Here is a 12,253-nt window from a genome sequence, read left to right as displayed (position 1 = left end):
GGGTGGTGCGGGGGATTTTTTGCCCTGCGAGTACTAGATATGCCAGTTGCCAGCGATCGGACCGGCCTCGAGCCACGCGGAAAAACCCGTGTAGTCGCGGTAGTCCATGGCCAGCAGCAACTCCTGCCCGTCACGGGTCAGTTGCACGACGATGAATCCGGGCGGTAGTTGCCCGACCTCCTGGTCGTTGGGCTGTCGCCAGCCGGAAATATCCAGCCCGCGGCGTTCGAGCATAAATCTCGGCTGCGGGGAGATCGAGAAAAACCGCAGCAGATCCACATGCGCCCTGCCATAACGGCCGATGACCAACATCCAACGCCCCTTGGGCGTTTTGATGGAGGCATCGAAGGTGCCCAGGGTGCGTCGCAGTTGATAGCGACGCACCGCCATGGCACCAAAGAACGCGACGATGCCGGCGCAAACCAGCAGCGCGATGAGAACTGGTGCGGTGATCTCGATCAATGCCGGGCCTACGCTGCGTTAGCAACCACAGCGTTGTCGGCCACGATCACCACGCGATCCGAATCGACGGAGATGAAACCGCCGTCGATCTGCACGGTGAAACGGGACTCGGACACCGGGTCGATCTCCAGGTCCCCAGCGGCGAGCACGGACAGGGTCGGAATGTGACCGGGCAGAATACCGATCTCTCCGTCCACCGAACGTGCCTTGACCAGTTTCGCGTCGCCGGCCCACACGAAGTGGTCGGCGGCCACGATTTCGACCTTCAGCTCGGCCATGCTACTAGCTAGCCTTCTGGATGTCGGCCCACTGACGCTCGACGTCGTCCAGGCCACCGACGTTGAAGAACGCCTGTTCTGCGATGTGGTCCAGGTCGCCGTTGCAGATGGCCTCGAAGCCTTCGATGGTGTCCTTCAGGGCCACGGTGGAGCCCTCGACGCCGGTGAACTGCTTCGCGGTGTAGGTGTTCTGCGAGAGGAACTGCTGGATGCGACGGGCGCGAGCCACGACGATCTTGTCCTCTTCGGAGAGCTCGTCCACACCGAGGATCGCGATGATGTCCTGCAGTTCCTTGTTCTTCTGCAGGATCTGCTTCACGCGGGTGGCCACGTCGTAGTGGTGCTGACCGATGTACTGCGGATCGAGGATACGCGAGGTGGAGGTCAGCGGGTCGATCGCCGGGTACAGACCACGCGAAGCGATCTCACGGGAGAGCTCGGTGGTTGCATCCAGGTGGGCGAAGGTGGTCGCCGGTGCCGGGTCGGTGTAGTCATCGGCCGGGACGTAGATCGCCTGCATCGAGGTGATCGAGTGACCCTTGGTCGAGGTGATGCGCTCCTGGAGCAGACCCATCTCATCGGCAAGGTTCGGCTGGTAACCCACGGCCGAAGGCATGCGACCGAGCAGGGTCGACACCTCGGAACCGGCCTGGGTGAAGCGGAAGATGTTGTCGATGAACAGCAGCACGTCCTGGTTCTGCACATCGCGGAAGTACTCCGCCATGGTCAGTGCCGAGAGTGCCACGCGCAGACGAGTTCCTGGCGGCTCATCCATCTGGCCGAATACGAGGGCGGTGTCCTTGAGCACGCCGGCCTCATCCATTTCCACCCAGAGGTCGTTACCCTCACGGGTACGCTCACCCACACCGGCGAATACCGAGGTACCACCGAAGTTGCGAGCCACACGGGTGATCATTTCCTGGATCAGCACGGTCTTGCCCACGCCGGCGCCGCCGAACAGGCCGATCTTGCCACCCTGGATGTACGGGGTCAGCAGGTCGATCGACTTGATGCCGGTCTCCAGCATCTGGGTCGAGCCCTCGAGGTCCGAGAACTTCGGGGCCTGACGGTGGATCGGCCAGCGCTCGGACACCTGGATCTCCGAGTTGTCAACGTCCAGGGCGTCGCCCAGCACGTTGAAGATGTGGCCCTTGACGCCGTCGCCAACCGGGACGGAGATCGAGGCGCCGGTGTCCTTCACCACGGTGCCGCGGACCAGGCCGTCGGTGGCCTGCAGCGACACGGCGCGCACCAGGTTGTCACCCAGGTGCTGGCTGGTCTCGAAGGTGATCTTCTTGGTTTCGCCGTTGAGGGTTAGCTCAGCGGTCAGTGCGTTGTAGATTGCAGGCAGTGCATCGGCTGGGAACTCGACGTCCACGACCGGGCCAATCACGCGGGCAATACGACCGGTGGCCCCTGCGGTAACCTGCTCGTTGAGTTGGGCAGTCATCTTTCTCACTTCTATCTCTGGTAGGAACGCTCGGAAATTAGCTGCTCAGCGCGTCGGCGCCGGCCACAATTTCGGAGAGCTCCTGGGTGATTTCAGCCTGACGGGCGTTGTTACGCAGTCGCGTGTACTTCTTGATCAGTTCACCCGCGTTGTCACCGGCGGCCTTCATCGCGCGCTGGCGTGCTGCCAGTTCGGATGCGGCGGCCTGCAGCTGGCAGTTGAACAGTCGCGAATCGATGTAGCGCGGCAGCAGTGCATCGAGCACATCCTCCGGCGTCGGCTCGAATTCGTACAGCGGAAGCAGCTCGTCGGTCGGGGTCTCGGACTCGTCCTCGACAACCTCCAACGGCAACAGACGGATTACCGTCGGTTCCTGCGTGACCATCGACTTGAACTGGGTGTAGACGACGTGGATCTCGTCCACGCCACCCTGCTCGTAATCGTTAGCGAAGTCCTCAAGAAGGACCTCGCGCAGCTCACGTGCGGTTTCAAATTGCGGGGCGTCAGTCCCCCCGGTCCACACCCGTGCGTACTCGCGCGAGCGGAAGTCAAAGTAAGCCTGTGCCTTGCGGCCGACCAGATAGGTCTTGACTTCCTTGCCCTCCTCATGCAGGAGTTCGACGAGGTGCTCTGCCTGCTTCAGAACGCTGGCGGAGTAGGACCCGGCGAGTCCACGGTCGGAGGTCATCACCAACACCGCGGCACGGCGCACAGTGGCCGGCTCGGTGGTCAGTGGGTGGTCAACCTCGGCCTGGGACGCGACGGCGGTAACTGCACGGGTAATCGCATTGGCGTACGGCAACGAGGCCGCAACACGGCTACGTGCCTTGCCGATGCGGGATGTAGCGATCAGTTCCATCGCCTTGAAGATCTTGCGCATCGACGAGGTCGAGGCAATCTTCTGGCGGTAGACCCGGATCTGGGCTCCCATGTATGTCCTTTCCTTATTCCTTACGCGATGTGGCGCTGCGGCCCGTTGCCGGGCCGCAGCCCACTAGCGTGAAGGAAAATGTCAGCGCTTCTGCTTGACGATCTGTTCCTGGTCGACTGCCTCGGCATCCAGAGCGTCGTGCTCCTCGTGCCCGGCGGCCACCAGCTGGCTGTCGCCGTCGCCGAAGAAGCCAGCCTTGAAGTCGGCCACGGCCGTCTTCAGAGCTTCGACGGTCTCGTCTTCCAGCTTGCCGGTTTCGGCGAGGACGGTCAGTACCTGGGTGCGGTGACGCAGGTAGTCCAGGAACTCGGACTCGAAGCGGCGCACATCCTCCACCGGAACGTCGTCCAGGTGACCGTTGGTACCGGCCCACACGGAGACAACCTGGTCTTCGACCGGGTACGGGGTGTACTGGCCCTGCTTGAGCAGTTCCATCAGACGGGCACCACGGGTCAGCTGCTGCTTCGAGGCGGCATCCAGGTCCGAGGCGAACATCGCGAAGGCCTGCATATCGCGGTACTGAGCCAGTTCCAGCTTTAGCGTACCGGAGACCTTCTTCATGGCCTTGACCTGAGCGGCACCACCCACGCGGGACACCGAAATACCCACGTCGACGGCCGGACGCTGGTTAGCGTTGAACAGGTCCGACTGCAGGAAGATCTGGCCGTCGGTGATCGAGATGACGTTGGTCGGGATGTAAGCCGACACGTCGTTGGCCTTGGTTTCGATGATCGGCAGACCGGTCATCGAACCGGCGCCCAGCTCGTCGGAGAGCTTGGCGCAACGCTCCAGCAGACGGGAGTGCAGGTAGAACACGTCGCCCGGGTAGGCTTCGCGTCCCGGCGGACGACGCAACAACAGCGACACGGCGCGGTAGGCTTCGGCCTGCTTGGACAGGTCATCAAAGATGATCAGAACGTGCTTGCCACCGTACATCCAGTGCTGGCCGATGGCCGAGCCTGCGTAAGGTGCCAGGTACTTGAAGCCGGCCGGGTCGGATGCCGGGGAAGCAACGATGGTGGTGTACTCCAGCGCGCCCTGCTCCTCGAGGGTCTGACGCACGGCGGCGATGGTCGAAGCCTTCTGACCAACAGCCACGTACACGCAGCGCACCTGCTTGTTCACATCACCCGAGGCCCAGTTGGCCTTCTGGTTCAGGATGGCGTCGACGGCGATTGCGGTCTTACCGGTCTGACGGTCACCAATGATCAGCTGACGCTGGCCACGGCCGATCGGGATCATGGCGTCGATGGCCTTGATACCGGTCTGCAGCGGCTCGTGCACGCTCTTACGCTGGGTCACGCCCGGAGCCTGCAGCTCCAGTGCGCGGCGGCTTTCGGCCTCGATCGGGCCCAGGTTATCCAGTGGCTCGCCCAGCGGGTCGACCACGCGGCCGAGGTAGCCATCGCCAACCGGAACCGAGAGGATCTCGCCGGTGCGCTCTACCTTCTGGCCTTCTTCGATCCCGGTGAAGTCACCGAGGACCACGACACCGATTTCACGGGTGTCCAGGTTCTGGGCCAAGCCCAGGGTGCCGTCTTCGAAGCGAAGCAGCTCGTTTGCCATAACGGAGGGAAGACCCTCCACCTTTGCAATACCGTCGCTTGCCGTGATGACGCGTCCCACTTCGGTACGCTCTGCCTTGCCCGGTTCGTAGGACGCTGCGAACTCGTTTAGGGCATTACGGACATCGTCGGCGTTGATGGTCAAGTCGGCCATCTGCAGTCCCTGCTCTCCTAAATTGTGATCCGCTCACGGCGGATCGAATGTGAATGAAGTCTGTGGTGGTCCCGGCGCGGCCAGGACTTCGGAATCGAAGTCCTAGCCGGCCAGGGCGCGGCGCACCTCGGCCACGCGAGCGGCCACGGAAGCGTCGACAACCTCGTCGCCAACCTTAATGACCAGACCGCCTACGAGCTTGGGATCAACGGTTGCGTTGATCTTCAGCTCGCGGGAGTAGAGCTTGTTCAGCCCGGCACCCAGACGCTCAAGCTGAGCGTCGGAGAGCTTCACGCTACTGGCCACCTCGGCGATCCAGCGCTGCTGGCGCTTAGCGACCAGCTGCACGAAACGCTCCACCAGGTTCAGCGGCTTCATCCCGCGAGGGTTGGCCACCGCCTGGCCGATGAGCAGCTGCGCACCGCGCGTGGCGCCCGGCACAAGCTTCAGTGCCAGTTCCGTCTTGGCCTGGGCCGGAGCCTGTGCATCGTCCAACGCACGCTGCAGTTCGTGGCTTGCACGCACTACCTCGATGAAGGAGAACAGGTCCTGTTCCAGCTGAGCCAACGATGATGCGCCGTCGGTCTGCTCGGCCACCGCGGCAACCGAAGTCACCGCCAGCGTCTCCAGCGCATCGCTAATGTCGCGTTCCGAGCTCCAGCGGGTGGAAGCCAACTGTGCGACGGTGTCCTCGGCATCGGCCGAGACCTTGCCGCGCAGCAACTGCGCCAACAGCGCAGCCTTCTCGTCGGCTTCACGGGCCGGATCAGTCAATGCGCGGCGTAGACCGGCGTTTGCATCCAGTACTTCCAGGACCGCGAACAGTTCCTTCGGCAACTCCAGAGATGCGGTGGCCAACTTGGGTTCAATGAACTCCAAGGCCCTTGCCAATGACTCGCTCGTTACACTTGCCATTAGTTCGATGCACCTGCGTTCTGCTGGGCTTCCAAATCGTTCAGGAACTTGTCAACCACGCGCTGGGCACGGGCGTCGTCCTGCAGAGCTTCGTCAACAATCTTGCTAGCCAATTCGGTGGCCAAGGTGCCAACATCGCTACGCAACGACGCCAGTGCGGCGGAGCGCTCGGCGTCGATCTGGCGGTGAGCCTGCTCGGTGATACGAGCTGCCTCGTCGCCTGCCTTGGTCTTCAGATCGGCAAGGATCTGTGCACCTTCGCTACGTGCTTCCTCACGAATGCGGTTAGCCTCGGTGCGTGCTTCCAGAAGCTGAGCCTTGTACTGAGCCAAGGTCTCCTCTGCTTCCTTCTGTGCAGCCTCAGCCTTCTCCAAACCGCCTTCGATCGCGGTGACGCGATCTTCGTAGGACTGCTCGAACTTCGGAGCAATCACCTTGACGACGATGAAGAGCAGCAACGCGAAGCCTACGCCCGTGACGAGAATTTCCCACGGGTTCGGCAACAACGGGTTAACTGATTCGCCCGCAGCGAGGATGAAGTCAGTGCTATTCATTCTCACTATTCCTTATCTACTAGTTTTCGCTTGATGTATGGGCCTCGCGATAGTGGCGAGGCCACTACAAACTCGCGAAAAGACTAGGCGCCGATGACGAAGGCGAAAACCAGGCCCAGGATGGCCAGTGCTTCGGCCAGTGCGAAGCCGAGCATGGCGATCGGCTGCAGGATGCGCTGTGCTTCCGGCTGACGAGCCACGCCGTTGATGTAAGCGGCGAAGATCAGGCCCACGCCGATTGCCGAACCGATAGCAGCCAGGCCGTAGCCGATCATGTTCAAGGAGCCGTGCAACATGTGATTATGTTCCTTTCAAGATACCGATGGTCTCGGTAGGTTGTGAGGTATTCCCTTTGGTGGCCAAGGGGAAATTCTTTGAATGGTCGAAGAAGAGTTGGCCTCTAGTGGGCGTCGGCTTCAATCGCGCCCTGGATGTAGATCGCGGTCAGCAGAGCGAAAACAAATGCCTGCAGCACCATGATCAAAAGTTCCAGGAAGTACATGGCGACCGAACCGACGATGACCAGAACACCCAAGCCGTTCATGGCAAGGTTTTCCTGCATCACAATCAGGTAACGCGCGCCTGCGGCGGCGAGCATCACGATCATGTGGCCGGCCAGCATCGTTGCCATCAAACGCAGCGAGTGCGTCAGCGGGCGAACGATGAAGTTGGAAATGAACTCCAGCGGAATCATCAACGGCATGATCCAGCCCGGGACGCCCGAAGGCATCACCATGAGCTTGAAGAACTTGATGCCGTGGTTCTTCAGACCCACAGCGATCCAGGTGCCGTAAATGATGATGGCCATCGCGTATGCAGAACCGGCGTGCGAGAACGACGGCAGCTGCAGGAACGGGATCGCCCCGAAGAGGTTGTTCAGCAGGATGAAGAAGAAGGTGGCGAACAGCAGTGGAATCCACGGGCGGAAGTTCTTCTCACCGATAATGTCTCGACCGATGCCATTACGCACGAAGGCGTAGCCGGACTCGGCGAGGAACTGCATCTTGCCTGGAACCAGCTTCGGGTTCTTGATGGCCGCGGTGAAGAACCAGGTGATCAACACGATCGACAGCACGATCATGAGCATCTGCTTGCCGAAACCGGTGCCGTACTCCGCCATCCACGGGAAGAGATCCGGAAGGTGGGTGTCGGACACGGTCGGCGGAACGAATCCGCCTTCTTCTGAGGCCATTGGGAGCGCAAACGCGATCAACGCGCTGTCCTCTCTGCAGTAACGGTCACGGGCAAAAGGCGGTGACTGGCGGTAACTGCCCCTCACCGTGTGAAGTAAAGATCATTCGGGCATCAGCGCGTCAGCACAGGGTATCGACGCTGATGAGACACCGGCCGGCGGCTGGTATCCCACGCCGTCGAACCCGCCGGTCATCCGCAGTGGCGGAGAACCGGAAATGACCCAACGTAAGCCTATCAAACTCACAGCTTCGCTAATGACATAATCCGTCGACGAAGCACTAGTCCTCGTGGTAAATCGCCAAGCGGGTTTTCATGAAGGCGCGGATCTCTCCGGCCTGCCAGGCCACCAAGCTAATGGCGGCACCCAGCACGAAGCCCTGACGATCGACCCATCCGGGCAAACCCAGGTTAAGTAACACGAAGGCCAGGCCGAAAACCTTGAGCACGAAGACCGCCAAAAACGCGGGCATAGCCCACGAACGACGGATGCGCCCAGCGATCTCGGCCACCAGAATTCCCAGCGCGAAGAATCCGACTACGACTCCGGCCGCCAGCGCCCCACTGAGTGCATACTGCAGGTCCGCCACCAGCCAAGAAATCAGGAAAAAGCCGGCGGTGGCAACACTTGCATAGACCAGTGAGGTGCCGAGAATCGGGAGCCATATGGATTCAGGGGCGCTCGCGGCGGTCAAGCGGTTGGAATTGGCTTTCACTAATTCACCCTCGCCTTTATGCCTCGACCGCCCGGTGCTAGGAACCATGCGGAGTTGATGATCGACTTCCCCAGCGCACCGCATACGGGTGTACACAATGAACTAGGTATCACTTGAATTCTACACGAGATAGAAACCACTTGCAGACGTGCGACTATCCCGCACGCCCGGTGCGTTTATCGCGAAGTTGCAGCGCGCGGCGACGCACCAACGGCCACCAGGTTAAAAGGCCGACGCCAAGACCCAAAAGCAGGCATAGCGGGATCAAAAGGGTCAGCGGAATGAAGGCCACGAGCACCACGGTGAGCGCCACAAAAATCGCCCATAAGTAGAGCAACAACACGCTTTTACGCACCGAGTGCCCTTGCGCGAGCATCTTGTGGTGGATGTGCTTCGAGTCGGGAGCAAAAGGCGAGCGCCGCTTACTCAACCGGCGGATTACCGACAGTCCCAGGTCCAGCACCGGGAGGAAGACGATCACCGCCGGCAGCACAATGGGCATATAGGCTGGCACATTACGGAATCGGTACGCCTCAATGCCCTGCACATCGCCGGTCACGGCAATGGTCGCCACCGAGAGCACCAGGCCGATGCCCAGCACCCCGGACTCCCCCATGAAAATGTTCGCCGGGTTGAAGTTATGCGGCAAGAACCCAAGGCATGCTCCGAGCAGCAGCGCACAGATCAGCGCCGAAAAGTTTGCGTAATCTTCGGCGTTGACGTGCGTGGCCAGCACATAGGAGTAGAGGAAGAACGTCGCGGCGCCAATGGCCGCCAGCCCGGCGGCAAGCCCGTCCAGACCGTCGGAAAAATTCACCGCGTTCATGGTCATCACAATCAGCAAGATCGTGATGCTGGCCTGCACCCAAAACTGCTCGATCTGCCACGAGCCCACCGGTAGCGCTTGGATGACAATGCCGTGGGCGACGACGATTCCGGCGATCGCGATCTGCCCGCCGAGCTTGATCCACCATTTCAAGTCCATCAGGTCATCGGCCAGGCCCAGAATACACACGGCCACGAGCGCTAGGCCGACGCCGCGGATGGCATCGGTGGACTCGTAGACGGCGGAGAAAAACCTCAGGTAACTAGCCAGCCACAGCCCGGCACCGAGCGCCGCGATGATGCCCAAGCCGCCGAATTTCACGATCGGCGCGGTATGCACGTCACGATCGCGCAACTGTTGGCCCGCGGTAAACCGTTCGCCCACCGACCTGACCACCGGGGTCAGCAAGTAGCTGACCGCGAAACTAAAGGCGATCAGCAGGACATAGAGTCTCATGCGCCGGCGGTTTCGGGCTCTTCGCCAAGGTCTAGCAGGTCGGGCACGACCTCGCGTAACTGCTCGATGCTCAACGCTCCGGCGCGTACCAGACGCAGCCGCTCACCGGTGGCGTCGACGATGCTCGACGGTGCCGCATCCGGGTGCAGGCCGCGCGCTCCCCCGTCGAGATAGACATCCACACTGTCGCCGAGTTGCTCGCGGGCTTCGTCGACGGTGGTCGCCGCCGGCTGACCGGAACGATTCGCCGAGGAGACCGCCAACGGACCGGTGTGGCGCAGAAGCTCCAGCGCCACCGCATCGTCGGGCACACGCAACGCCACGGTGCCCTTGGTCTCCCCCAGGTCCCAGGTCAGCGAGGGCTGGGCATGCAAAATCAGGGTCAGTGCCCCGGGCCAAAACTTGTCGGCCAGCGCACGGGCCGCATCGGGAATGTCGCGAGCCAAGCCGTCCATGGTGGCGCTTTGCGAAATGAGCACCGGCGGTGGCATGGTGCGTGAACGGCCCTTGGCCGCCAGCAGCATTGCGACGGCCTGCGGACTGAAGGCGTCGGCACCGATGCCGTAGACGGTGTCGGTGGGCAACACGATGCACCGCTTCTCGGCGAGGGCGTCACGCGCGGCGGCCAGGGAGGCCTCGCGCCCGGATTCTTCGCTGACATCAAATCGAGTACTCACGTTGCTTATTCTTTCATGCGCTACTCGGGCTTGCGGCCACTGGTGGCCCGTGCCCGCTGGGTTAAATCTTCATGGCCACGCACCGCGGTGAAACCGGCCTGCAGCAACATCTCGGCGGCGCTGTGCTGCTGCACCTCGGCGTGTTCCATCACAAACAGTCCCCCGGGCCGCAGCAGACGCAGCGCCTGCGCGGTGATGGCCCGCGGAATCTGCAGTCCGTCCTCGCCCAACCCGTAGAGAGCCATCTGCGGGTCGTGCAAATGCACCTCGACCTCGCGCGGCACCGCTCCGGGCGGAATATAGGGCGGGTTACTGATCACCAGATCCATGCCGCCCTCCAGCTCTGCCGGCAACTGCGTGGCATCGGTGTGCAGCACCTGCACGCCGTGCGGCTCGCAATTTTGCCGGGTGTAGGAGATCGCCGCGTCGGATAGCTCCACCGCCCACACCTGTGCGGCGGGCAGCTCGCTGGCCAGCGCCGCGGCGATGGCCCCGGACCCGGAGCACAGATCGATGCATCGCGGTGCGCTCAGCGCGGCCCGACTCAGGAAGTCCAAGCCCACCTGCACCACGGTTTCGGTCTCCGGGCGCGGGATGAACACGCCCGGGCCCACCGCCAGCTCCAGATAGCGGAAGGCGGCGCGCCCGGTCAGGTGCTGCAGCGGGATCCGTTCGGCGCGGCGGCGCACCAGCTGCTCAAAGAGTTCGACGTCGGCATCCGGCAACTCGGTTCCGTGCAAGGCCGCAAGTTCCAGCTCGGAGGGTTCCATGCGCGTGGCGAAGCAGAGCAGGATGCGCGCGTCGGCGGCGGGGCTGGGCACCCCGGCCGCCGCCAGCGTGGCGCTGGCCGCGCGGCGCAAGGCCGCGATCGAGCGGTCCATGCCGTTCTTAGTGCTGCTCGCCGAGGGCCGCGAGGCGCTCTTCCTCGTCCATGGCGATGCACGAGTCGATCACCGGCTGCAGTTCGCCGTTCATCACCGCATCCAAGTTATAGGCCTTATAGCCGGTGCGGTGATCGGCGATGCGGTTCTCCGGGAAGTTGTAGGTGCGGATGCGCTCGGAGCGGTCCATGGTGCGGATCTGGCTGGCACGCTGGGCCGAGTTCTCCGCATCCACCTGCTCCTGCTGGTAGGCCAGCAGGCGCGAACGCAGCACGCGCATGGCGGCTTCACGGTTCTGGATCTGCGACTTCTCGTTCTGCATCGCCACCACAATGCCGGTGGGCAGGTGGGTGATGCGCACCGCGGAGTCGGTGGTGTTAACCGACTGGCCGCCGGGACCCGAGGAGCGGTACACGTCGATCTTCAAATCGTTCTGGTGGATCTCGATTTCCTCGGGCTCATCCACCTCGGGCAGCACCAGCACGCCGGCGGCCGAGGTGTGAATGCGTCCCTGGGATTCGGTCACCGGCACGCGCTGCACACGGTGCACGCCACCTTCGAACTTCAGCTGGGCGTATACGCCTTCGGCCGGGTCGTTCGAGGAGCCCTTGATGGCCACCTGAGCGTCCTTGTAACCGCCGAGATCGGACTCGTTGTAGGAGATCATTTCGACCTTCCAGCCCTTGGTTTCGGCAAAACGCGTGTACATGCGCAGCAGGTCCGCGGCGAACAGCGCCGCCTCGTCACCGCCTTCGCCGCCCTTGACCTCGAGGATCGCGTTGCGGCCGTCGTTTTCGTCGCGCGGAATCAGCAGGCGGCGCAGGCGCTCCTCGAGCTGCGGCAGGGCCGCGGTCAGGGTTTCGACCTCCTCGGCAAAGTCTGGGTCTTCGTCGGCCATTTCGCGGGCCGCTTCGAGGTCCTCGGAACTCTGCTTCCACCGGTTGTAGGCGTCGACAATGCCGTTGAGCTGTGCGGAGCGGCGCCCGAGCTTGCGCGCCAGCGCCTGGTCGGCGTACACCGCGGGGTCGGAGAGCTGCTGCTGGATGCTGGCGTGCTCCTCGAGCAAGGGCTTGACGGATTCGAACATGGTGGAGGTCTTCCTTCGATATGTGCGCGAACGCGCGCAATAGTCGCGCGCTTAATAAAGTCTAGTTCCAACCGCTGATTGCGCGTCGAAGGCGCCCGGTTCCTGGCTGG

Annotated in this window: 14 protein-coding genes; all 14 read right to left on the bottom strand. The window is 62.5% G+C overall.

Annotated features, from left to right (window positions below; genetic code table 11):
- Positions 1–33: 33 nt before the first annotated feature.
- Positions 34–462, bottom strand: a complete 429-nt coding sequence (locus tag ACYU0X_RS06970) for a DUF2550 domain-containing protein (RefSeq protein ID WP_309407726.1) — start codon at positions 460–462, stop codon at positions 34–36.
- An 8-nt stretch (positions 463–470) separates the two neighbouring features.
- Positions 471–740 (bottom strand): F0F1 ATP synthase subunit epsilon, encoded by a 270-nt coding sequence (locus tag ACYU0X_RS06965; protein ID WP_309407728.1) that lies wholly within the window; start codon positions 738–740, stop codon positions 471–473.
- A gap of 4 nt (positions 741–744) precedes the next feature.
- Positions 745–2,190: a F0F1 ATP synthase subunit beta gene (gene atpD / locus ACYU0X_RS06960; RefSeq protein ID WP_309407730.1), complete on the bottom strand. Its 1,446-nt coding sequence runs from the start codon at positions 2,188–2,190 to the stop codon at positions 745–747.
- A 37-nt stretch (positions 2,191–2,227) separates the two neighbouring features.
- Entirely contained in the window at positions 2,228–3,121 is an 894-nt protein-coding gene (locus ACYU0X_RS06955; protein ID WP_418908977.1) for a F0F1 ATP synthase subunit gamma, read from the bottom strand.
- Positions 3,122–3,202: 81 nt separating this feature from the next.
- On the bottom strand, positions 3,203–4,840 hold the full coding sequence (gene atpA, locus ACYU0X_RS06950) for a F0F1 ATP synthase subunit alpha (RefSeq protein ID WP_309407733.1): 1,638 nt from the start codon (positions 4,838–4,840) through the stop codon (positions 3,203–3,205).
- 102 nt (positions 4,841–4,942) lie between these two features.
- Positions 4,943–5,755, bottom strand: coding sequence for a F0F1 ATP synthase subunit delta (locus ACYU0X_RS06945; protein WP_418908976.1), 813 nt, complete (start codon positions 5,753–5,755; stop codon positions 4,943–4,945).
- Positions 5,755–6,309 (bottom strand): F0F1 ATP synthase subunit B, encoded by a 555-nt coding sequence (locus ACYU0X_RS06940; RefSeq protein WP_309407735.1) that lies wholly within the window; start codon positions 6,307–6,309, stop codon positions 5,755–5,757. The genes ACYU0X_RS06945 and ACYU0X_RS06940 overlap by 1 nt, the downstream gene beginning before the upstream one ends.
- A gap of 83 nt (positions 6,310–6,392) precedes the next feature.
- Positions 6,393–6,605, bottom strand: coding sequence for an ATP synthase subunit C (locus ACYU0X_RS06935; protein WP_013348621.1), 213 nt, complete (start codon positions 6,603–6,605; stop codon positions 6,393–6,395).
- A gap of 104 nt (positions 6,606–6,709) precedes the next feature.
- Entirely contained in the window at positions 6,710–7,501 is a 792-nt protein-coding gene (gene atpB / locus ACYU0X_RS06930) for a F0F1 ATP synthase subunit A (RefSeq protein WP_309407736.1), read from the bottom strand.
- A gap of 280 nt (positions 7,502–7,781) precedes the next feature.
- The gene (locus ACYU0X_RS06925) at positions 7,782–8,216 is read right to left on the bottom strand and encodes a hypothetical protein (RefSeq protein WP_418908974.1); all 435 of its coding nucleotides are present in this window, start codon (positions 8,214–8,216) and stop codon (positions 7,782–7,784) included.
- A 154-nt stretch (positions 8,217–8,370) separates the two neighbouring features.
- Positions 8,371–9,498 (bottom strand): MraY family glycosyltransferase, encoded by a 1,128-nt coding sequence (locus tag ACYU0X_RS06920; RefSeq protein ID WP_418908973.1) that lies wholly within the window; start codon positions 9,496–9,498, stop codon positions 8,371–8,373.
- Positions 9,495–10,175, bottom strand: coding sequence for an L-threonylcarbamoyladenylate synthase (locus tag ACYU0X_RS06915; RefSeq protein ID WP_418908972.1), 681 nt, complete (start codon positions 10,173–10,175; stop codon positions 9,495–9,497). The genes ACYU0X_RS06920 and ACYU0X_RS06915 overlap by 4 nt, the downstream gene beginning before the upstream one ends.
- A gap of 20 nt (positions 10,176–10,195) precedes the next feature.
- Positions 10,196–11,056, bottom strand: coding sequence for a peptide chain release factor N(5)-glutamine methyltransferase (gene prmC / locus ACYU0X_RS06910; protein WP_461902539.1), 861 nt, complete (start codon positions 11,054–11,056; stop codon positions 10,196–10,198).
- Positions 11,057–11,063: 7 nt separating this feature from the next.
- Positions 11,064–12,143, bottom strand: a complete 1,080-nt coding sequence (prfA, locus tag ACYU0X_RS06905; protein WP_461902538.1) for a peptide chain release factor 1 — start codon at positions 12,141–12,143, stop codon at positions 11,064–11,066.
- Between the last annotated feature and the right edge of the window lie 110 nt (positions 12,144–12,253).

The sequence above is a fragment of the Glutamicibacter sp. X7 genome (assembly GCF_054889245.1).
This window is presented reverse-complemented; position numbering and strand designations above follow the sequence as displayed.

Excerpts from the sequence above, each read along its gene's own strand:
- atpB (WP_309407736.1), bottom strand. The coding sequence starts at position 7,501 with ATGGCCTCAGAAGAAGGCGGATTCGTTCCGCCGACCGTGTCCGACACC.
- ACYU0X_RS06965 (WP_309407728.1), bottom strand. The coding sequence starts at position 740 with ATGGCCGAGCTGAAGGTCGAAATCGTGGCCGCCGACCACTTCGTGTGG.
- ACYU0X_RS06955 (WP_418908977.1), bottom strand. The coding sequence starts at position 3,121 with ATGGGAGCCCAGATCCGGGTCTACCGCCAGAAGATTGCCTCGACCTCG.
- ACYU0X_RS06920 (WP_418908973.1), bottom strand. The coding sequence starts at position 9,498 with ATGAGACTCTATGTCCTGCTGATCGCCTTTAGTTTCGCGGTCAGCTAC.
- ACYU0X_RS06940 (WP_309407735.1), bottom strand. The coding sequence starts at position 6,309 with ATGAATAGCACTGACTTCATCCTCGCTGCGGGCGAATCAGTTAACCCG.
- ACYU0X_RS06935 (WP_013348621.1), bottom strand. The coding sequence starts at position 6,605 with ATGTTGCACGGCTCCTTGAACATGATCGGCTACGGCCTGGCTGCTATC.
- atpA (WP_309407733.1), bottom strand. The coding sequence starts at position 4,840 with ATGGCCGACTTGACCATCAACGCCGACGATGTCCGTAATGCCCTAAAC.
- prmC (WP_461902539.1), bottom strand. The coding sequence starts at position 11,056 with ATGGACCGCTCGATCGCGGCCTTGCGCCGCGCGGCCAGCGCCACGCTG.
- prfA (WP_461902538.1), bottom strand. The coding sequence starts at position 12,143 with ATGTTCGAATCCGTCAAGCCCTTGCTCGAGGAGCACGCCAGCATCCAG.
- atpD (WP_309407730.1), bottom strand. The coding sequence starts at position 2,190 with ATGACTGCCCAACTCAACGAGCAGGTTACCGCAGGGGCCACCGGTCGT.
- ACYU0X_RS06945 (WP_418908976.1), bottom strand. The coding sequence starts at position 5,755 with ATGGCAAGTGTAACGAGCGAGTCATTGGCAAGGGCCTTGGAGTTCATT.